Below are 19726 nucleotides of genomic sequence, written 5' to 3' on the forward strand. Positions count from 1 at the left end.
TCCGCGACGCCTGCCGCCCAGCCAGCAATCGGCCGGTCCAAGCGGCGTATTTAGCAGTCGAGGTGGATGAGTGCTAAGTCCAATCTTGGCACTCGACGACGGAGAGTGCAAACGTTCTCCACAGACGGCGACGGCTCTTCGCTCACAGCACATCCGTGGGATCGGCCGTTTCGAACACCTCTCGTCATCGTGCCGATGTTCGGACGGCCCGGGGCCAAAAGCTGCCGGGCCATGCCGATTTACTGCTGGCCCGCGATCCCGGAATCCTGGCCCGGAATCCCGGAGTCCTGACCGATACCAGTGCCGTCTTGGCCCGTGATCCCGGAATCCTGGCCCAATCCTCCGGCGTCCTCTCCCGCGCTTCCGGATCCCTGCTCGGCGTTCCCGCCGTCCTGACCGGATTCGGCGGAAGACCCGCCGTCATCGGAGAGAACGACCACGACGTCGTAGCCGGAACCGGTGGCCGGCTTGACGTTGTCGATGTTCAGCTTGTCGGCTACCGCTTTGGCCTGGTCCTCATTGCCGTCGGTGTAGAAGACCACGGTGGAGTCCTGGGACGGGCCGTCCCAGTTGCTGACATCGGCCACCTTCCAGCCGGCGTCCGTCAGGGTCGACGCGGCATCGGTCGCCGTACCTTCCGCCGCGCCTTGGTTGTACACCGCGAGCGAGGTCGAAGAATCGGGTTCGGTCTCGGACGAACCTCCGCTGTCCCCAGCCTGCGAAGAGGATTCCGAGGAAGACTGGCTGCTCGAGGACGACTTCGTGGCACTCGCCGACTCGGGCGAGGCAAGTTTCGGGGAGAGCAGGAAGAACACGCCGCCCAGAACGAGCGCGCAGACGCCGGCGACGATCAAGGCCGCAAGATGCTTGTAACCGCGGGTTTTCTCGGGCACCTCGCCACGGTATGCCCCGCGGCGGGGCGAATCCGCAGGGACGTCGTCGAATTCATCGTGTTCGTACTCGGCCATCAGTGTCCTCGTCGTTTTCGGGGTTGCTTACGCTCGGCCGCGCATCGGTCAAGCATCCACGATATCCGGCCCGGCTGGTCAAATTCTGCACGCGCGACGAAGATCCTCAGGGATCCCGCCGTTGCCTGAGTCTCCGGGTCAGTGCCGGCTCCTCCCGAATGGCGCGCACATCGTCGATCAGGCGGTTGAGGCGCATATAATATTCGGTCGCCGACATGTCGAGTTCCCGGCGCACGGCACGCTCCTTGGCACCCGGATATTTCCAGGTTCTCTTCTCCATCTCAAGGATGGCGCGCTCGGCTTCGGTCAGGGACTCCACGAGGATAGTCTAGGGACCACCGTCGTCGTACACGAACCAGGGAGCAACCGTGGGCGCTCAGCCGCTGTCCGAGATCATGGCCCGTGACTGGGCCGAGGCCCTCGAACCCGTCGAGCCGACGATTCGACGCATGGGCGACTTCCTGCGGGCCGAGCATTCCGCGGGACACCGCACCTTTCCGGCTGCCGACCAGGTGTTCCGCGCCTTCCAGGAGCCCATGGATTCAGTCAGAGTCCTCATCATCGGTCAGGATCCGTACCCGACACCGGGTCATGCGATGGGGCTCTCCTTCTCCGTCCAGCCCCACGTGCGCCCATTGCCCCGTTCCTTGGGAAATATTTACAAGGAGCTGGAATCGGACCTCGGCATTCCGCCCGCCCAGCATGGGGATCTGACGGCGTGGTCACGGCAGGGAGTCATGCTCCTCAACCGATGCCTTTCGGTGCGCGAGGGCGAGGCCGGGTCCCACAGAAACCAGGGGTGGGAATCAGTCACCGACGCCGCCATCCAAGCCCTGGGTGCACGCCACAAGCCTCTCGTCGCGATTCTGTGGGGCAGGGACGCCCGGAATGCCGGTGCCCAGCTTGGGCCGGACGTACCGAAGGTCGAGTCAGTGCACCCCTCTCCCCTGTCGGCATCCCGAGGATTCTTCGGATCGCGGCCATTCAGCACTGCCAATCAGCATCTGGATTCCCTGGGGCTCGAACCGGTCGATTGGCGCATCCAGTAGCTCTCGACGACGCCGGCTTTAGTTGCCCAGTGGCTCCGGTTGCTGTTTCCTTCTACGGACGAGCCTTCGCGTGACTTGCGGGTCCTTGCTCATCAGTGGGCGCATCAGGTAATTACCGAGGACGACCGCCGCGGCCATCGACATAATGATCGCCCCGGCGTTGAGCATGGGGATGATCCCGGTGACCGGGTCGATATTGACCGTCAGTGTGTACATACCGCGGAAAATGGTCAGTCCGGGGAGCAAGAACGTCAGCCCGGGAACGGCAATGACAACCTGCGGGATGACCCGCCGCTGTGCAATGAGGGCGGAAGCGGAACCCACACCGATCGCGCCGAGCATCGAGATCATGCGACCGCCCGCACCCAGCCACCCGAAGAGGTGGTAGACCATCAGGCCACAGAAGGCGCTGAATACCCCGTAGAGAATATGTTCGGGTTTCACCTGGACCGTCACGGCGATCAGAGCCGTTGCGATAAGCATGAAGATGATGTTGACCAACGGTTGCGCCCCGGAGAAGATCACGCTGTCCACCTTGATCTCCTCGAATCCGGCATAGCTGGTGATCGAGATGGCGATCGCGATGCCGACGATCAGCCCGAGGAATGACAACCCCGTGGCGACCAGCCTCCCTGCCGATGTCACGGGGAACCCGTTGATCGCGTCCTGAATGGTCGATACCAGGGTCAGCGTCGGCAGGAGCATGATCAGGCCGGAGGCGACAATGTGCGGCGGAGAAATGGGTGCACCGATCGCCCACAGAGCCATCGCGATGAGCGTGACCACGGCGGAACACGCCGCCATGGTGAAGAAGGAAGGAATCCTCCACGAGGCCAGTTTCCCCGCAATTACCTGGACGAGGGCAAACGTCACGAAGGAGACGATGGCGCCAGGCCACGTACCACCGATACCGATCGTCAGGGCCGCGGCCGCCAGAGAATTGCAGAGGCTCACCAGCCAGCGCGGATAAGGCTTGGGCTTGGACAGGATACGGTTGAGCCGCGCTTCCGCCTCGGACCGGGAAAGTTCACCGTTGGTGATCGTCTTGACCAGGCGGTGGGTCTCGGTCAGCCCGGCGTAGTTGTCGGACCAGGACCGGACCACACGAACCACGGTGTGACTGAAAACGCCGCCGTTCTCGTTCGTCGCCTCATTCGCACCCGAGTGGATTCCGTACTCGGAAATGTAGTTGATGATCACCGACTGGTTGGTGATGTCGATGTCGACGTCCTCGACGCCGTAGGTCGCACACGTCGCGACGATGGCCGTCTCGACGTCGCGGGAATCGGCACCGAAGTGGAACATGGTCTCCGCCATGCGCAACGCGAAATTGAGCGTTTTCCGTGCCTCGGTGTTCTCCTTGCGACGCCGCGGGTTGGCGAAGGGCGAGTTCGCGAGCCTTTCGACCACCCTCATGGGGGCCGTGGGCAAGTTTTCGGACCGCATCATCCGGCGCAAGCCGATGCCGCGACGGGGCTGCGACGGCCGGGCGGTCGGAGCCTCGGCGGAAGGATAGCTGGCACGAGCTATCGGTTGTTCCGCCGGCGCTGTCTGCGCGCCCGCCGCATAGCTGCCGGTCAGGTCTTGGGTATTGCGGAAGACATCCTGCGGGGCGGTCCTGACGGCGGCGATCCGCTCGGCGTCCTGGACCCCGGATCCCTGGGTCGCGGCGCCCAAGCTGCTGACATCGGTCTCGGGCTGGATGTTCTCCTCGGCGTACGCGGTGGATCCCGTACGACCGCCGGCCGATACCGTGCCGTGGTCGGCAACGGACTCGCCATGCTCCGGTCGTCCGAGAATCTCCGCGAGCCGCTCGTCCCGGATCTGGGATCTGCGGACGGCAGGGAATCCCGTCGACTGCTGTTCGGCCCGAGTCGGCGGTCCCGCCAGGGGGTCCTCGCCGAATTCCCCGTCAGCGTCCAGAAGATTCGTCGTGGGCACGGCGGATTGCTCGGCCGTTGTGCTGTCGGAGGCGATGGGGGCCGTGTGACTTCCGGAGAACGGATCCGTGTAGACGTCTTCTGCGACGTCCGGGCCGAATGGGTCGGCCTCGGACCCGGACTCGTGCGGCAAGTCCGCAGAAGGGTAGGCACCCGAAAGGTGCTGCTCCCCTTGCCCTTCGCTCATCTTCCCTCCTAGGCACATGACTCACTCCGACGCTACCGAGCGCCCCTGAGAATCGGTTCGCGAGAACCTGAGGGTCGGCTCAGTAGAAAGGCTGCTTGGTACGGCGCCACCAGATCTGGCGCACCACGCGTTCGACCACGGACACCCAGGCCTTGTACGCGGTCGGGTTCAGAACCTGGTCGTAAACACCAACGAAGTCGACCACCGTCTTCGTGAAGCTGGTCTTGAACAGCCCCAACCCGTAGTAGCCGTGTTCCTTGTTCTTGAGTTCCGCCTTGGGCGGCGTCCCACAGAAGTCGTATTCCTCGATCCCGTAATCGGTCATGAGGTCCGTCAGTGCGATCCACTGCACCAGGTGCGAGTCCCCATACTGGCGACGACGCGGCTTGGACCCGCCGTCCTTGTAGGTGCCCTTGCGCCCGTATCGAATGACGAAGGCGCCGACGGAAGGTTCGCCGTCCTCGTACGTGAAGTAGAGGCGCCCCTGACCGGCGCGGGCGAAGGTGGTCCAGAACTGCTTGTAGTACTCGAAAGACCTCAGGTTCACGTTCGCGTTGCCCTGGCCGACCGTGTCCATCAGGGAGAACATCTTTTTCATGTTCTCTTCCGTGAGTTCGACCTGTTCGACTTCGGCCCCTTCACGCGTGGCGCGGCGCACGGCGTTCCGCCCGCGGGAGTGAAGGGACTTGAGCACCGTCTCCTCGTCCGCGTCCGTACGAAGAATCGCCGTGGAGTCATTGGGTTGGATGTTGAACTGCTTGACCAGGCCGGCACGGTGGAGGAACGCGCTGCGAGATTCGGAATCCTCGATGTCCGGTTCGATCTTGATGGCGAAAACCTTCAGGCCGTTGGAGCGGACAAATTCGCGGTTGGCGTCCATGATCGCGGGGATGTCCTCAATGTCGGTGACATCCGGCCCCTTGATCATGTACCAGATCTTGCCCAGGAGAGGAATGCTCTTCTCGAGGACGAGGTTGTAGCTGGAGACCTCTCGCTCCTCGACGTCGTCCCCCTCGCCGACTTCGGTCACACCCTCGTAAACCATGAACACGGGCTTCCACCCGTGTGCGGACTTGACCGAGGCAAAGGACGCGGACTGGAGGAGGTTGCCACCGTTGGGGTTGGAGGTGACGTGGTCATCCCAGTTGTCGATTTCCTGATCGGTCGCGAATCGAGCGGTGAAGTGTCGCAAAGAATCCTCATCTGCCGTGCGCGGAGGTATTGCCCCACGCCATGGTTGGTTTTCCCGCGCCGCGGGCTGGTCTCCACCAGTTTACGGCGGAGATTCGGAAAGTCCTCACACAAAGGCCCGAGATCGTCGTCTTCTGTGGACAACGAGCTCGGGCTCAGTGCTGGGCCGGCAGGCTCGAGGAGTCGAGCACCTCGGCCGTCGCCGACTATTCGGCGTCGTGATCCGTTTCGAGAATCTTGACCAGGCTGTCCAAGGCCTCGTCGGCACCCTCGCCCTCGGCTCGCAGGACTACCTTGTCGCCGTGCTTGGCACCCAGGGACATGAGGGACAGGATCGACGACGCGTCCATTGCCTCATCAGCCGACTCGCCCTCGGCGGCGATGGTGACCTCGACGGGGAGGTCGCCAGCAGCCTCGGCAAAAATCGCAGCCGGTCGAGCGTGCAGTCCGACTCGGCTGGCGATGGTGGCGATACGTTCTGCCATGATTGTTCTCCTTGATTATGTGGTCAGGCGGGGCGTCGGAACGTCCCTTGAAATGCCGGACTGATTACAGACCGAGGTCATCAAGGATGGGCAGCTCCGCGCGAGCCACATCCTTTGTCTCTTCAGCAGATCGCGCGCCCAAGGCCTTGGAGGCAATCTGTTGTGCTTGTTCCAGCGTAACGGATTTCAAGACGGCGGCGACGGCGGGCAAGGAACGGGTATTCATGGAAAGAGCCTTGACACCCATCCCGACCAGAACCACGGCCAGCGCCGGATCGGCCGCGGCCTCGCCGCAGACCGATACTGTCTTCTCCTGACCGGTCGATTTTTCGGCCCGCTGGGCGCCTTCGACGGTGAGCCGAATCATTTCCAGAACCGCCGGCTGCCACGGATTGTTCAGCTCGGCCAAAGCCCCGAGGAGGCGGTCCGCGGCCATCGTGTACTGCGTCAGGTCGTTCGTTCCCATCGAGACGAAATCCACTTCCTGGAGGATCGCCTCTGCCGTTACTGCGGCAGACGGGGTCTCGACCATGACGCCGTGCACGCCGAGGCCGACCTCATCGAGCATGGCCGCGAAGTCCTTGGCCTCCGGGGCTGTGGAAATCATCGGAGCCATGACCCAGACGTCGGCGCTGGACTCCTTCGCCGCGGCCGAGATCGCTTCGAGCTGTCGTTTCAGGACGCCCGGGGTCGTCCAATCGGTCCGGTAACCGCGGACGCCCAACGCCGGGTTGGGCTCGGAGGTATCCGTGAGGAAGGGCAGAGGCTTGTCTGCACCCGCGTCCAGCGTCCGTACGACGACGTGCTGCTCCGGGAATGCATCGAAAACGGCCTTGTACTCGACCTGCTGCTCCTCGACCGAGGGTTCTTCCTCCCTGTTCAGGAACGCGAATTCGGTCCTGAAGAGGCCGATCCCCTGAGCCCGGTTCTCCGCCGCGGTCAGGGCCGCCTTTCCGTTGCCGACATTGGAGTACAACGGGATACCGGTCCCGTCGGCAAGGACACCCGCGCCGTCGAACTCCGGGATCGCCTTGCGGTTGGCGTACTTCTCGGCCAGATGCTTTTCGGCTTCTCCGGGCTCCGTGACGATGGTCCCGTCGGTTGCATCCACGTAGACGACCGTGCCTTCCGGAACCTCGGTTGCACCGTTGGCGGCCACAATGGCAGGGAGACCCAGGTCCCTGGCGAGGATCGCGGTGTGGGCCTGGGGCCCGCCCTCGGAGGTCACCAAGGCGATGACCTTTTCGGGGTCGAGCGTCGCGGTGTCGGCCGGGGCCAGATCCTCCGCAATCAGGATGAAGGCGCCCTCGGACTCGGGGATTCCGGGAGCGGGCTCACCGGTCAGTTCCGCCACGATGCGCGCCCGAACGTCGAGGATGTCGGTCACACGCTGGGCCATGTAGCCGCCCAAGGCCTTCATCTGTTCCGCGTACAAGCCTGCCGCTTCCCAGATCGCACGCTCGGGGGTGTAGTTTTTGCCGGTCACGAGCTTGCTCGCGCTCTTCAGCAGCGCCTTGTCCCCGGCCATGAGGGCCGTGGACTTCAGAACCGCGGCAGCATTGCCCGAGGTCCGTCCGGAACGCTCCTTGAGGTTCTCCTTGACGGAGGCGGCCGCCTGTTGGAGACGTTCGACCGCTTCCTCGGGCGACTGGTCGTCGCCCAGGGTGGATCCGACGGCCGGCTCCTGGATGGGTTCGGGCATCTGCAGCACGGGGCCGATGACCCGCCCGGCGGAAACGCCTACTCCGGTGAGTTTCTTCATCGCTATCAGTCCTTACTCGTGAAGCTCGTGCCGACTGTCAGGAAGCTGCTGCTACCTCGTCGGCCTTTTCATTGCCGGTCTTGGCGTTGCCGAGGCCCTTGAGGACCAGGTACATCGCGGCGGTCACGATCGTTCCGATCACAACCGAGATCAGGTACATCGGCCAATTGTCCACCAGGAGCACAATCCAGATGCCGCCGTGGGGCGCGGGTGAGGCGACGTGCGACCCCATGCACACGGCACCGGCGACGGCGCTTCCGACCAACGAGGACGGGATGACGCGCAACGGGTCCGCCGCCGCGAACGGAATGGCTCCCTCGGAGATGAACGACGCGCCCAACAACCAGGCCGCGCGTCCGTTCGAGATCTCTGCCTCGGTGAAGTACTTCTTGCGGATCGTCGTCGCGAGCGCCATCGCCAGGGGCGTGACCATTCCGGCGGCGATGACCGCGGCCATGATTTCCTTCGAGACGTCGTTTCCGGCGGAGAGCCCGGCCGTGGCGAAGAGGTATGCGGCCTTGTTGATCGGGCCGCCCAGGTCCGCCCCCATCATCGCGCCCAGGATAAGGCCCAGGACCACGGCGGATGCGCCGGACATCGACATCAGGAAGTCGTTGAGCACGGTCATGATCCATGCAATCGGTTGCCCCAGGACCAGGAACATCAGACCACTGGAGATCATGGTCGCGAGCAACGGGATGATGACCACCGGCATCATACCGGCCAGCCACCGAGGAAGTTTCGGTTTCGCCAGCAGGTAGGCGACGACGCCGGCAAGGAGACCACCAACGATCCCGCCCAGGAAGCCGGCGCCCACGGTATTGGCAACCAGGCCGGCCGCGAATCCGGGAGCGATGCCCGGTCTCCCCGACATGCCGAAGGCGATGTACCCGGCCAAGGCCGGCACCAGGAGCCCGATCGCAAAGTTGCCGATCACGTTCGCCACGGCGGCAAGGTACTGGAGAAGGCTCGTGTCTCCGAGGTTGAACAGTGACGCGCCGTCCCCCGTGACGGCGTCGTCTGAGATCCCCAGAATGTCGTTGGCGTTGTTGGCAATCTCGTAGCCGCCCAGGATGAAGGAGATGGCCACCAGAAGACCGCCCGCCGCAACGAACGGGATCATGTAGGAGACGCCCGTCATGAGCGAGCGATAGATTCGTCCGCCCCACGTTCCTTCGTCCGACGCCGTGGAGGCATTCTCGGACTTGGAGCCTGACACCCTGCGCGCGTTCGGGTCCTCCGAGGCCGCGAGCGCTTCGTCGATCATGACGTCGGGTTCGTCAATACCTCGTTTCACCGGGGATTCGATGACCGGCTTGCCCGCGAAACGCCCCCGGTCCCGGACGTCGACGGACACGGCGAAGATCACCGCGTCGGCGGCGTCGATGGTCTCCTGCGACAGGGCTTCGTTCCCCGAGGACCCTTGGGTCTCGACGTCGAGGCGGATGCCCTTTTCCTCGGCCACCTGAGCCAGGGAATCCGCAGCCATGTAGGTGTGGGCGATACCTGTGGGGCACGCGGTCACGGCAACGAGTCTTTTTTCGGTCGAGCCGCTTCTGGAGGCTGCGTCCCCCGTGGCGGGCTCCGTCCCGTGATCATCATGGGACGCGGCTGTGTCAGCGGTGGAAGCGTCCGCGGTAGCTCCCGATGCGCCAGTGCCAGCGGCTGCACCGACGCCAGCGGCCGCCCCTGCGCCCGCCGTGGCGCCGGCGGCCAGCGACGTGGATCCTTCGCCTGTGGGCGTCTTCGATCCGCCCCTCGGCTCGCCCTTGTCCGACGACGCGGCGTCCGCGGACGCTCCGGCTTCGGAGGCCTCGCTTGCGCCGCCGAGTCCGAGAGCGCCATTGACCAGGTCCACGACGTCCTGCGGGTCCTCGGCCGAACGGAGGGACGCCACAAAGCTCTTCTTGACGAGCGAGCGCGCCAGTTTGGACAGCAGCGTGAGATGTTCCTGGTCGGCGCCTTCCGGCGCGGCGATGAAGAAGATGAGGTCAGCAGGGCCGTCCTTCGCCCCGAAGTCGACGCCGGGTGCGGGCCTGGCCATGGCCAGTGTCGCCTCGGTGACCGCCTCCGACCGGCAGTGCGGAATAGCGATTCCGCCCGGGATCCCGGTGTCGGTCTTGGACTCGCGCGCCTTGGCGTCCGCGTAGAGACCGTCGAGGGACGTCGCCCGGCCTTGCTGGACGACTTTTTCGGACAGATTCCTGATGAGGTCGAAGCGGTCCTCGCCCAGGTTCTGATCCAAGACCACGAGATCTGCGGTGATCAGTTCGGACATGAGCTTCTCCTTGATGGTGCGGGCCCGGTCGCACGGTCCGGCGGAAGCGGCCCGCCGGGGCGTGGGATGGGTTGTGCTGTCAGTCGATCTTGGTCACGGTCACGGCCTGCGGGGTCGTGTCCTGAAGGGTAGGAACCTGGGTCCCAGGCAGGGATGCGGCCGCCGAGCCGTGGGCCACGGCCTGGCGCAAGCATTCCTGCGGCTCCTGACCGGCTTCATGAGCCAGGAGGTATCCGGCGAGCGAGCAGTCCCCGGCGCCGACCGTACTCCGGGCACGGATCGGAGCGTGCTGGGCGTGCCACGAACCATCGGCAGTCACCAAAACCGCGCCTTTGGCACCGAGTGTCGCCAGCACAGAGCCGACGCCGCGGTCCACGAGTTCACGGGCTGTCCTGGCGGTCTCCACCGGATCCGATTCGAGTGTTTCCCAAGCCCCCGAACGCCCCACCAATTCCGCCAGCTCCTCGGAGTTGGGCTTGATCAGGGTCGGCAGTCCGTCCTGGCCGTTGAGGGTGTCCCTCAACGCGGACCCGGAGGTGTCCACGGCCACGCGGGGAGCCTCGTCCCCCAGGCCTTCCCTGACCGCCCTGGAGATCACGGCGTAGTAGTCGCTGGGCACACCAGGAGGCAACGAACCGGCGAGGACCAGCCAACCGGCGCCGTCGGCCTCATTGATCAGCAAGCGAGTCAGCTCGCGCTGCGCTCTTTCGTCGAAGGGCTCGCCGGGGGCGTTGATTTTGGTCGTAGTCCCGTCCGGCTCTGCCACGGTCACGTTTGTCCTGATCGGGTAACCGGTCGCCAGGTTCGAATACCTGACGTTCGCCTCGGCAAGACCTGCCAGAACAGGATCACCATCGTCACCGGGCAGTACGGCGACCGTCTCGACGCCGCTGACGCTCAGAGCGCGGGCAATATTGACGCCCTTGCCGCCGGGGTCTGCCACCGAACGGCTGGCACGAATCACGGTTCCGCGATCCAGGGCTGAGGGAATCTCGACGGTTCGATCGAGGCTGGGATTGGCTGTCAGGGTGACGATCATGCGATGAGAACCTCTACGTTCGCTTCTTCGAGGGCGGCTGCCAAGGATCCTTCGGGCGCCTTGTCAGTGATGAGGGCGTCAATATCGGGCAGGCTCGCGAACCTCACGAGCGACTCCTGACCGAATTTGGCCGAATCGCACAGAAGAACCACGCGGCGCGCGCTGCGCACGATCGCGGTCTTGACGATGGCCTCGTTCAGTCCTGGAGTCGACAACCCGAACTCTTCGTTGAGTCCGTTGACGCCGATCAGGGCTATGTCCGGGCGGATGGTCGAAAAATGTTCCGCAGCTCGCGTGCCTACCGCGGCCCACGTCATCTTGCGCAGTTGGCCGCCGACGAGGTCGAGAACGATCCCGTCGGCTTCGGCGAGCTTGACCGCGATGTGCAGAGCATGGGTGACGATCAAACGATCGGCACCGGATTTGAGAGAGAAGTCCGAGGTTGCGATGAGGTCGGCCAAGATTTCGGTCGTCGAACCGGCATCGAGAACCACGGCCCCGGCGTCGGCATCCTGCAGGAGCTGGTATGCACGGGACGCGATGCGATGCTTCTCCGGGGTGTTGACTGTCTGTCGGGAGGAAATGCTGGATTCGACCGCCGTGGACTGCTCGACGGTCACGGCCCCGCCGTGCACTCGGCGCAACCGGCCATCGGCTTCGAGAGCCGCCAGGTCACGGCGCACGGTTTCCATCGTGACCTCGTATCGGCGGGCCAGTTCGGCACCGTTCACTCGCCGGGCGCTGCTGACCAGCTTGGCGATCTCCGCCCGTCGTTCTTCAGCGAACATGGTGAAACACTCCCGGTTACGTCAACGGGAAACCCCCGTTTGTGCGTGTTTGATTTTATGTGGCATTAAGTGGTTCGGTCAACGGGATTGATTGCGATCGCTAGCGTTCGCAGGGAAACGCACATTCCCGCTACGCCGCGATCGTGGACTCCATGACGGAACGTTTCAGTCCAGAACCAGCTGCTCCGGATCCCACGCGAACAATCCTTCGATGTCGACCTCGATCGGGGTCGCGTTCGGCACGTGCTGGCTCCAGTCCCCCGGCGTCGTCGCCAGGAGAACCCTACGGATGAGCGTCCCATGACTCACCACCAGGAGGTTCTCCCCAGGATGCTCGAGGACCAGGTCCTTGAGGGTTGCGACTCCACGACGGTAGACGTCCGCTTCGGGCTCGACTCCCGCGAACAGGTCCTGCGGATGGCGCGAGTCCTCGAAGGACAGCGTCTGCCCCTCGGCGTCACCATAGGCGCGCTCAATGACGCCAGGGACGGTTTCGATCTCCGACAGACCCACGTGCTCACCGATAATGCGAGCCGTTTCCTGGGCGCGGGACAGCGGCGATGACCCGAGGTAGTTCCAGAACTCGTTCTGCTCCGCCAGGGCACTCCCGGCCTCATGCGCCTGTTCGCGACCTCTGTCATTGAGGGGGATGTCCGAGCTGCCCTGCATCCGGCCGGCCTTGTTCCAGTCGGTCTGTCCATGACGCACGACGACAAGACGCCCCGTCATCACGGATTTCTCGGCCTGTTCCTGAGTCACTCGTTGCCTCCTCATAGATCGATCCGGATCGATCCTACTCGGGCCTGTGGGCTTGCGTGGACTTTTGTGTGACGCCCAACATCCTCTGGCCCGACCCCTGTTACGGGGATGCAGGATCCTCCGCCGCCGCGATCAGGGAACTCGCGACGGTGGACAGGTGACGACCTCGGCGCCAAATCGCACGAATGGGACGCCCGACGTCGAGCCCCTCGACGCGCACTGGCACCAGGGGCTCGGCAATCGCCCGCGACGGCAAGAATGCGGGTATCCCGGTCGCCCGAGCCGTGCGCCACAACGCGGAGAGGGACCCGACCTCCGCTGCGGGAGCGACCATTCCCGGCAATGCCTGTTCAACGGCGCGGCGGGTTCCGGAGCCGTACTCCCGAAGCAGCAGAGGGGTGGTGCGGACCTGATCCACCGTTGGTGGTTCGTCGGCCCAAGGATGGGTCGAGGTCACGGCCAGGATGATACTGTCCCAGGCCACTGAACGAGCCAGGAGCTTGCCTTGCCAGCGGGCTTCTTCGCGCAACCGGCCGGCATCCGGATCGCCACCCGGGCGCTCTGGGGTTTCGATAAAACCGAGCTCGACGTCTCCGGCCACGACGTCGCGCATGACCTCGCGGGAGTTCGCGGCGACGACGTCGATCCTCACACCTGGATCCCGACGGAGCATGTCCCCCGTCCACGTCGGGAGATAGTGCTCGACCACGGTATTGCTGGCCGCAACCGTGAGCCGCCTCGAGGCGCCCCCTCGAACCGAGTCGACCGCCTCCGAAAGCGAGCGTGCGGACTCGAGCAGGCCCGCTGCGGCCTCGAGCACCGTGCGCCCTTCCGGGGTCGCGACGGCGCCCCGTGGAGAGCGCGCGAACAGGTCGACCCCGATGAGGCTTTCCGCGCTCCTGACTTTGGCCGAGGCCGCCTGTTGCGTCATCCCTAGGGCGCGTGCCGCCGCGCCGAGGCTCCCGCGCCGGTCCACCTCGTCGATCAGGGCCCAGACAGAGAGGTCCGGAAGTCGATGCACGCTCATGGTCCAAGCCTAGCGGGTCACAAGCTCGAGTTGTGGGCCGACAGTTGAATACCCCCTACTCGAGGCGCAATGACGGGCATAGGCTCGACCCATGCTTCGTTCAGCGCAACACTTCGACACGCACCCGCGGGAGAATACGGAGAGCATACGACGCCCCACCGCGTTCCCGGCGGGACCCGCGTGGTTCGGTTCCGTGATGGGCACGTCATTGCTGGCGTCCCTTGTTCGGGCCCACGGAATCCCGGTGCTGGACGTGGTGCTGTGCCTGACCGCCTGGGCACTGCTGGTTCTGATCAGCGTGGGTTTTCTGGCGAGGTGCATTCGTCGACCTCGTGTCCTCATGGACTCGTTGTCCAGGCATTCCGAGATCAGTGCCTGGGGCATGGTCTCGATGGGGTACCTGTCTGTGGGTTCCGCGACGTCGGCCGTCATCCCTCACTGGATTCCCCAGTTGGAGGCAACCGCCTGGTCGGTGGATTGGGTCCTGTGGATCATAGGAACCGCGATCGGCTGGGTCAGCGCGGTGGGATTCGGTGCCAAGCTCATGAAGATTCACAATGAGCGTCCCCTGCCCGCGTGGGGATTGCCCGTGGTCGCACCCATGGTGACGGCGACGACGGGGGCCCAACTGGTCGCGCACGCCGCGTCCCCGCACGGGGCAATACTCGCGGGACTATTGTCGGTCGGAAGCTTTTTCGTGGCCCTGGCCATGGGCGTCGCGGTATTCGGAGTCGCCTACGAGCATGCGTGGAGACACGAGGGGCTGCCACCAGCCGCCGCGGCGTCGTCCTTCATTCCTCTGGGCATCGTGGGGCAATCGACGGCAGCCGCCCAGTCGTTGGCCATGGCCGCCGCCCCGTTCGTCAGACCGGAAACCGGCTCCGTCCTGTCGGACTTCGCCCACATATACGGCGTGATCGTCTTGTGCATCGGAATCCCGGTCTTTGCGTGGGCGGCCGCGACGACGTACCGGCAGTTTCTCCGCGGCATGCCCTTCAGCCCCGGCTGGTGGGCCATGACCTTCCCCGTGGGAACCTGCAGCCTCGGGACCCACCTGATGGGATGGGATCTTCTGTCCCTCGCGCTGCTTCTCGTCCTCGCGGTGCACTGGTGCATCGCGGCCACGGGGTCGGTCACCAACCTCACCCGGGCTCTGGTTACGGCGAGACCTGTCCGCCCGTCACGTTGAGGGTCTCGCCGATCACATAGCTGGATTCGGATGACGCCAGGAAGACGTATGCGGGGGCCAATTCGGTGGGCTGACCCGCGCGTCCGATCGGGGTGTTCTTGCCGAACTGGGGAAGGGCTTCCTTTGGCTGTCCATCGCTGACCTGCAGTGGCGTCCAAATCGGCCCTGGGGCCACCGCGTTGACACGGATTCCCTTCGGGGCCAGTTCCTGGCTGAGCCCCTTGGAGAAGTTGTTGATGGCCGCTTTGGTCGAGGCGTAGTGCATGATGTGCGGCGACGGGTCGTAGGCCTGGATCGACGTCGAGTTGACGATCGAGGAGCCAGCCGGAAGGTAGTTCAGGGCCTGCCGGGTGACTCGGAAGATGGCCAGAATATTGACGTCGAACGTGGCTTCCAGCTCTTCATCACTGAGCCCCTGCAGCCCGTCGGTCACTACCTGTTTTCCGGCGTTGTTGACGAGCGTGTCGAGCCCGTTCATGGCTTCATGGGCTCGGTCGACCACGCTCCGGCAGAATTCCCGATCGGACAGGTCGCCCGGGAGAAGGTGCACCGTGTGCCCTTCGTTTTCCAGGAGGTTCTTGAGGTACTGGGCGTCTTTTTCCTCGGCCGGAAGGTAGTTGAGGGCGACCTCGGCACCTTCCCTCGCGAAAGCGATGGTCACCGCGGCCCCGATTCCGGAGTCGGCGCCAGTGATCAGGGCCTTGCGCCCTTCCAAACGCCCCGTCCCCCGGTAACTGGTCTCCCCCCTATCGGCCTTGGGGGCGAGCTGTTCGTCCAGGCCGGGCTCCGGCTGATGCTGCTGAGGGGGCTCGATCGAGGGGAAGCGGTGTACGGGATTCTGAAAAGTCAGCTGATCGACGCCGACATCGTTCTGCGTATTCTTCTGAGTCATGGTGTCTCCTCTAGAGGGTGTCCAACGGAAGTACGCTTCGGCACCAGTCTAGGAAGGCGGAGAATCCCCCTGCCACCAGGTCAAGCCACACGCTTAATCCCACGCCGGCCCGCGACGCCGCGGAACCCCATGAAACACGAAGGGCCACGAACGGTTGATGCCGTTCGTGGCCCTTTGAACATGGAGCCCCCTGCCGGATTCGAACCGGCGACCCTCTGTTTACAAGACAGATGCTCTGGCCATCTGAGCTAAGGAGGCAGGCGCCGAGGCGCTTGATCAGATTACCTGGCGCCCAGGACTATCCCAAACCCGCCAGGCCGCGTGTGAGACACGACTCCGTGACCGGCATCGTGCCCCACATGCAGCACCGCAGGCTTGGATCACTGACCCGATTTGTCCTTGATGATGCCATCGAGGAAGTCGGGGAAGCTCTGCCCCGTGAACTTTCTGCCGTCCACATAAGTGGTCGGAGTGCCTTGCACGTCGTTCTTCTTCGATTCGGCAACCAAGACGTTGACCATGGGCCTGTACTTGTTGTTGTCCAGGTCGTCCTTGATGTCGGCACCGTACTTGTCCGCGATCTTGGCGATCTCCTTGTTGCTCATTCCTCCCTGGCCCTGGTGGGAGAACATCTCCTGCTGCCAGTCGAGGAATTTCTCGGGCGAGACCTGGTCGGCCACGGAGTAGGCGGCCGCCGCGGCACGCGAGGAGTACTCCGTGCTCGTCTCCTGGTCCAGGAAGTTCAGGTTGCGGATTTCCAGGGTGATATCTCCGTTGAGGACCTTCTCCTTGATCTCGTCCCCGTTGGCCTTTTCGAACTCTGCGCAGTGGACGCAGTTGTAATCCTGGAACGTGGTCACCTTCGCCGGTTCACCGTTCTTCTTGGCGTCCTCGGAAGTGGTCATGCCCAGGGGCAGGGTGGTCTCCTTGCCGTTGGACTCGTCGTCTGGCGGAGCGGACTCGGAGGACTTCTTGATGTCGTTGACGTCCCTCTTGTCGACGTCCGAGGTGTCCTTCTTGATACCGTCCTTCGTCAGCACGATTCCGCCGTACTGGTTTGCGCTGGCGGGCACCGGACCGGCATCCGGGATCTCGCTCTTCTTGTTGTGCGTGTAGACCGCAGCAATGATGCCGATGATGAGCACCAGCACGACGACTACGCCGATCTGCCACCACAGACGGGACTTCTTTCCGGCCCCTTTGCTCTGCTTTGCGGCGATCTGGCGCGCCTTTTCTCTCGCCTCGCTGCTGCGCGGCGAAGTGGAAGATGCCACGATATGCTCCCTGTTCGAGTTGGACGGTACTTACAGTCGCGAATAGCCTAGCCGAATTTGCTGAATAGCCGGTCAACAAATTACTCGGAGAACGCTCCTTCCTCTCCCACCAACTGCGGATAGGCTTGGTACAGGTTGGTTGAAGGGAGAAACCATGAATCCGAGTGAAGAACTGACGCAGGATCGCGTTGCTTCCGAAGAAGGCCCCGTGGGCGACTACGACTTCGTCGTCGTAGCCAACAGGCTGCCCGTGGACCGAACAGTAGACGACACCGGAGAGTCCACCTGGAGGCGCTCTCCAGGGGGCCTGGTCAGCGCCCTCGCCCCCGTCATGTCGAGTCATTCCGGCGCTTGGATCGGCTGGCACGGTGCCGCGGACGAAGAGCTCGAGCCCTTCGACCATGATGTCTTCCATCTCGTGCCGGTAGGGCTCTCAGAGGGCGAGGTCCGCCGCTACTACGAGGGGTTTTCCAACGCGACCATTTGGCCGCTGTACCACGACGTCATCGCCCCTCCCGAGTTCCACCGTACGTGGTGGGACACGTACCGCGCCGTGAACCGTCGGTTCGCGGAAGCGGCGGCACGAAACGCCTCCCGCAATGCCACGGTCTGGGTCCAGGACTACCAGTTGCAACTGGTACCGGCCATGTTGCGGCATCTCCGCCCTGACCTCACCATCGGGTTCTTCGATCACATCCCGTTCCCGCCGTTGGAAATCTTCGCGCAGCTCCCGTGGCGCAAGCAGGTCCTCACGGGCCTGCTGGGCGCGGACCTTCTCGGCTTCCAGCGTCCCGGAGATGCCCAGAATTTCCGGAGGTGCTGCGACCAGATCCTGGGCGTCCAGTTCGACGGCGAACGGGCCGAGGTGACGCAGACGCCTCAGGAGCAGCATGAGGACGAAGAGAACGAACGGTTCCGCCGGGCCTACACCAATGCCATGCCGAACGTGACGTCGAGACGCCGGGCCCGCAAGGAACGGCTCAATCGCGATCTTCCCACATGGATTGCTCGGGCGGCGTCGTACCCCATTTCGATCGACGTGGAGGCCGTGACGGAAATGGCGTCCCTGGCCACGACCAAGAGGCGCGCCCGTCAGATCCGGGAAGAGCTCGGCAACCCGAAGACCGTCTATTTGGGCGTGGACCGGTTGGACTACACCAAGGGCATTCGCCACCGATTGAAGGCCTATGGAGAACTCCTGAATGACGGGGATCTCACCGTGGAGAGCTCGGCGATGATCCAGGTGGCGAGCCCCTCCCGGGAGCGAGTCGCCTCCTATATAGAGTTGCGAGAACAGATCGAGGGCATGGTCGGAAGACTCAACGGCCAGTTCGACACGATGTCCCACACAGCGATCAGGTATCTGCACCATGGTTACCCGTTCGAAGAGATGATCGCTTTGTATCTGGCCAGCGATGTCTTGGTGGTCTCGTCCCTGCGCGACGGCATGAACCTCGTCGCGAAGGAGTTCGTGGTGAGCCACTTGGATCATACCGGCGCCCTGGTGCTCTCCGAGTTCACGGGCGCAGCCGAGCAGCTTCCGGACGCGATACAGATCAACCCGCACGACATCGACGGATTCAAAGAAGCCCTGCTGTACGCCAAGAACATGACGATCGAAGAACAACAGGATCGCATGAAGGGCATGAGGGAGCAGATCTTCGCGCACGACGTCGAGGACTGGTCTACCCGGTTCTTGGAAGACCTGTCCAAGACACGAGAAGACAATCTTGGACCGGAACCGTCCACGGACGAGCTGCCCGCCGTCGGTCACATGGATCGTGGCCACGGGCCGTTCCCCACCCCGGCCGTGGAGGAAGAGCTCCAACGCGCGGCAGGTGTGGACAACCTGCTGGTTGCGATGGACTTCGACGGGACATTGGCTCCCTTCACGACCGACCCGGAGGAGGCACGTGCGTTGCCGCTGTCGGAAAACGCCTTGGATTCCCTGGCGGAACTCCCGAACACCTCGGTCGCGCTCATCTCAGGGCGCCCGCTGGACTTTCTCCGCGAGGTCGCCGACCCCAACCGCAAGATGCTGCTCGCAGGGTCGCACGGCGCCGAGTTCGATTTGTCTGCCGCCGGCGAGGAGTCACCCGGCCTGCGGCTGAGCGACGATCAACGCGCGGCACTCGACCGAGCCACCCAAGCCGTAGAAGACCTGGTCCGGCGCCATCCTGGCTCGGAAATAGAGCACAAACCGGCCGGCGTGGGTTTCCATACGAGAACCATGGGCGACGACGAGGCTGCTCAGGCTGCCGAAGCGGACGCCGTCCAGACGCTCAAACGGATTCCGGGAGTCATGTTGTCCCCAGGCCAGTACGTCGTCGAATGCGCCGTGCTCGAGGTGAACAAGGGCGACGCCATGAAGGCCGTCCGGGATGTCGTCCAGGCGGACGTGTCCATTTTTGCCGGTGACGACCTCACGGATGAACACGCTCTGAGCGTCCTCGGACCGGACGACCTCGGGATCAAAGTCGGAAGGGCGGATTCCGTGGCGCGCCTCCGAGTCACAGGGCCCGAAGCGATGTCCCATGCTCTGGCCCGCCTGGCTCACCTACGCCGAAAGCATTCGGCTCAGGCAGACTGGCATGAGGCGAACGTTACCGGCTGATTCAGCCGACCAAGGATCTGTCGGTTAAACAAACAAAGCCCCGGTCCCTTTCAAGGGACCGGGGCTTTACATAGTGGCCTACCGTGCCAGGACAGCGGCGTGGTGTGTGATCACCCCACCACCCCGACACCAGAACCAGCCCCGGGGGCCCGGGGCGCCGGGGCACCAGCCCCGGGGGCCGGGGCCACAGGGTCCGGACATTAAACAAAAAAAGGTGGGGGAACAGTGCCACCCGCCCACAACAGGCAGACAACACCACTCCCCCACACCAAAAACATTTTCGG

16 protein-coding genes and 1 tRNA gene are annotated in these 19726 nt (G+C 64.0%); 3 read left to right on the forward strand and 14 right to left on the reverse strand.

Translation table 11 applies throughout. From position 1 onward, the window contains the following. Positions 1 to 239 precede the first annotated feature (239 nt). Together AB0Y14_RS09970 and AB0Y14_RS09975 are read right to left on the reverse strand one after the other, a co-directional pair. A complete protein-coding gene (locus AB0Y14_RS09970; protein WP_436589098.1) occupies positions 240 to 968 on the reverse strand; it encodes a LytR C-terminal domain-containing protein in 729 nt (242 codons plus the stop codon). A gap of 106 nt (positions 969 to 1074) precedes the next feature. Next, entirely contained in the window at positions 1075 to 1287 is a 213-nt protein-coding gene (locus tag AB0Y14_RS09975; protein ID WP_436589099.1) for a DUF3263 domain-containing protein, read from the reverse strand. A 49-nt stretch (positions 1288 to 1336) separates the two neighbouring features. Here AB0Y14_RS09975 and AB0Y14_RS09980 point away from each other — a divergent pair, with 49 nt between their 5' ends. Further along, the gene (locus AB0Y14_RS09980; protein WP_436589100.1) at positions 1337 to 2017 is read left to right on the forward strand and encodes a uracil-DNA glycosylase; all 681 of its coding nucleotides are present in this window, start codon (positions 1337 to 1339) and stop codon (positions 2015 to 2017) included. An 18-nt stretch (positions 2018 to 2035) separates the two neighbouring features. On the opposite strand, the gene AB0Y14_RS09985 is transcribed toward AB0Y14_RS09980, so the two are convergent. From AB0Y14_RS09985 to AB0Y14_RS10025, 9 genes are all read right to left on the reverse strand, one after another. Continuing rightward, on the reverse strand, positions 2036 to 4144 hold the full coding sequence (locus tag AB0Y14_RS09985; RefSeq protein WP_436589101.1) for a threonine/serine ThrE exporter family protein: 2109 nt from the start codon (positions 4142 to 4144) through the stop codon (positions 2036 to 2038). A gap of 79 nt (positions 4145 to 4223) precedes the next feature. Continuing rightward, positions 4224 to 5336, reverse strand: a complete 1113-nt coding sequence (locus AB0Y14_RS09990) for a lipid II:glycine glycyltransferase FemX (RefSeq protein ID WP_436589102.1) — start codon at positions 5334 to 5336, stop codon at positions 4224 to 4226. Between the two features lie 205 nt (positions 5337 to 5541). Beyond that, complete coding sequence (locus tag AB0Y14_RS09995) at positions 5542 to 5820, reverse strand: HPr family phosphocarrier protein (RefSeq protein WP_129314870.1); 279 nt, start codon at positions 5818 to 5820, stop codon at positions 5542 to 5544. Positions 5821 to 5884: 64 nt separating this feature from the next. After that, the gene (ptsP, locus tag AB0Y14_RS10000) at positions 5885 to 7582 is read right to left on the reverse strand and encodes a phosphoenolpyruvate--protein phosphotransferase (protein ID WP_436589103.1); all 1698 of its coding nucleotides are present in this window, start codon (positions 7580 to 7582) and stop codon (positions 5885 to 5887) included. Between the two features lie 37 nt (positions 7583 to 7619). Continuing rightward, entirely contained in the window at positions 7620 to 9860 is a 2241-nt protein-coding gene (locus tag AB0Y14_RS10005; protein WP_436589104.1) for a PTS fructose transporter subunit IIABC, read from the reverse strand. Positions 9861 to 9939: 79 nt separating this feature from the next. Continuing rightward, on the reverse strand, positions 9940 to 10899 hold the full coding sequence (locus AB0Y14_RS10010) for a 1-phosphofructokinase family hexose kinase (RefSeq protein ID WP_436589105.1): 960 nt from the start codon (positions 10897 to 10899) through the stop codon (positions 9940 to 9942). Further along, positions 10896 to 11687, reverse strand: coding sequence for a DeoR/GlpR family DNA-binding transcription regulator (locus tag AB0Y14_RS10015; RefSeq protein ID WP_129314859.1), 792 nt, complete (start codon positions 11685 to 11687; stop codon positions 10896 to 10898). The genes AB0Y14_RS10010 and AB0Y14_RS10015 overlap by 4 nt, the downstream gene beginning before the upstream one ends. 165 nt (positions 11688 to 11852) lie before the next feature. After that, on the reverse strand, positions 11853 to 12446 hold the full coding sequence (locus AB0Y14_RS10020) for a histidine phosphatase family protein (protein ID WP_436589106.1): 594 nt from the start codon (positions 12444 to 12446) through the stop codon (positions 11853 to 11855). 100 nt (positions 12447 to 12546) lie between these two features. After that, entirely contained in the window at positions 12547 to 13473 is a 927-nt protein-coding gene (locus AB0Y14_RS10025) for a LysR family transcriptional regulator (protein ID WP_436589107.1), read from the reverse strand. A gap of 91 nt (positions 13474 to 13564) precedes the next feature. Between AB0Y14_RS10025 and AB0Y14_RS10030 the strand changes: the two genes are divergently transcribed. Beyond that, positions 13565 to 14662, forward strand: coding sequence for a TDT family transporter (locus AB0Y14_RS10030; protein WP_436589108.1), 1098 nt, complete (start codon positions 13565 to 13567; stop codon positions 14660 to 14662). Here AB0Y14_RS10030 and AB0Y14_RS10035 read toward each other — a convergent pair. The 3 genes from AB0Y14_RS10035 to AB0Y14_RS10045 form a co-directional block, all read right to left on the reverse strand. Next, positions 14631 to 15554 carry an SDR family oxidoreductase gene (locus tag AB0Y14_RS10035; RefSeq protein ID WP_436589109.1) on the reverse strand — a complete coding sequence of 308 codons (924 nt, stop codon included), beginning with the start codon at positions 15552 to 15554 and terminating at the stop codon, positions 14631 to 14633. The two genes, AB0Y14_RS10030 and AB0Y14_RS10035, sit on opposite strands and share 32 nt — an antisense overlap. 181 nt (positions 15555 to 15735) lie before the next feature. Then, positions 15736 to 15812, reverse strand: a tRNA-Thr gene (locus AB0Y14_RS10040). Positions 15813 to 15934: 122 nt separating this feature from the next. Beyond that, positions 15935 to 16828: a DsbA family protein gene (locus AB0Y14_RS10045; protein WP_436589110.1), complete on the reverse strand. Its 894-nt coding sequence runs from the start codon at positions 16826 to 16828 to the stop codon at positions 15935 to 15937. 154 nt (positions 16829 to 16982) lie between these two features. Between AB0Y14_RS10045 and otsB the strand changes: the two genes are divergently transcribed. Next, the gene (gene otsB / locus AB0Y14_RS10050) at positions 16983 to 19442 is read left to right on the forward strand and encodes a trehalose-phosphatase (protein ID WP_436589111.1); all 2460 of its coding nucleotides are present in this window, start codon (positions 16983 to 16985) and stop codon (positions 19440 to 19442) included. Positions 19443 to 19726: the final 284 nt, after the last annotated feature.

Origin of the sequence: Rothia sp. HC945 (assembly GCF_051370785.1) — a bacterium.
GTDB lineage: Bacteria > Actinomycetota > Actinomycetes > Actinomycetales > Micrococcaceae > Rothia.

What these genes read in the sequence shown, in the direction of transcription:
- AB0Y14_RS09970 (WP_436589098.1), bottom strand. Translation starts at nt 968, where the DNA reads ATGGCCGAGTACGAACACGATGAATTCGACGACGTCCCTGCGGATTCG.
- AB0Y14_RS09985 (WP_436589101.1), bottom strand. Translation starts at nt 4,144, where the DNA reads ATGAGCGAAGGGCAAGGGGAGCAGCACCTTTCGGGTGCCTACCCTTCT.
- AB0Y14_RS09995 (WP_129314870.1), bottom strand. Translation starts at nt 5,820, where the DNA reads ATGGCAGAACGTATCGCCACCATCGCCAGCCGAGTCGGACTGCACGCT.
- ptsP (WP_436589103.1), bottom strand. Translation starts at nt 7,582, where the DNA reads ATGAAGAAACTCACCGGAGTAGGCGTTTCCGCCGGGCGGGTCATCGGC.
- AB0Y14_RS10005 (WP_436589104.1), bottom strand. Translation starts at nt 9,860, where the DNA reads ATGTCCGAACTGATCACCGCAGATCTCGTGGTCTTGGATCAGAACCTG.
- AB0Y14_RS10010 (WP_436589105.1), bottom strand. Translation starts at nt 10,899, where the DNA reads ATGATCGTCACCCTGACAGCCAATCCCAGCCTCGATCGAACCGTCGAG.
- AB0Y14_RS10015 (WP_129314859.1), bottom strand. Translation starts at nt 11,687, where the DNA reads ATGTTCGCTGAAGAACGACGGGCGGAGATCGCCAAGCTGGTCAGCAGC.
- AB0Y14_RS10025 (WP_436589107.1), bottom strand. Translation starts at nt 13,473, where the DNA reads ATGAGCGTGCATCGACTTCCGGACCTCTCTGTCTGGGCCCTGATCGAC.
- AB0Y14_RS10030 (WP_436589108.1), top strand. Translation starts at nt 13,565, where the DNA reads ATGCTTCGTTCAGCGCAACACTTCGACACGCACCCGCGGGAGAATACG.
- AB0Y14_RS10035 (WP_436589109.1), bottom strand. Translation starts at nt 15,554, where the DNA reads ATGACTCAGAAGAATACGCAGAACGATGTCGGCGTCGATCAGCTGACT.
- otsB (WP_436589111.1), top strand. Translation starts at nt 16,983, where the DNA reads ATGAATCCGAGTGAAGAACTGACGCAGGATCGCGTTGCTTCCGAAGAA.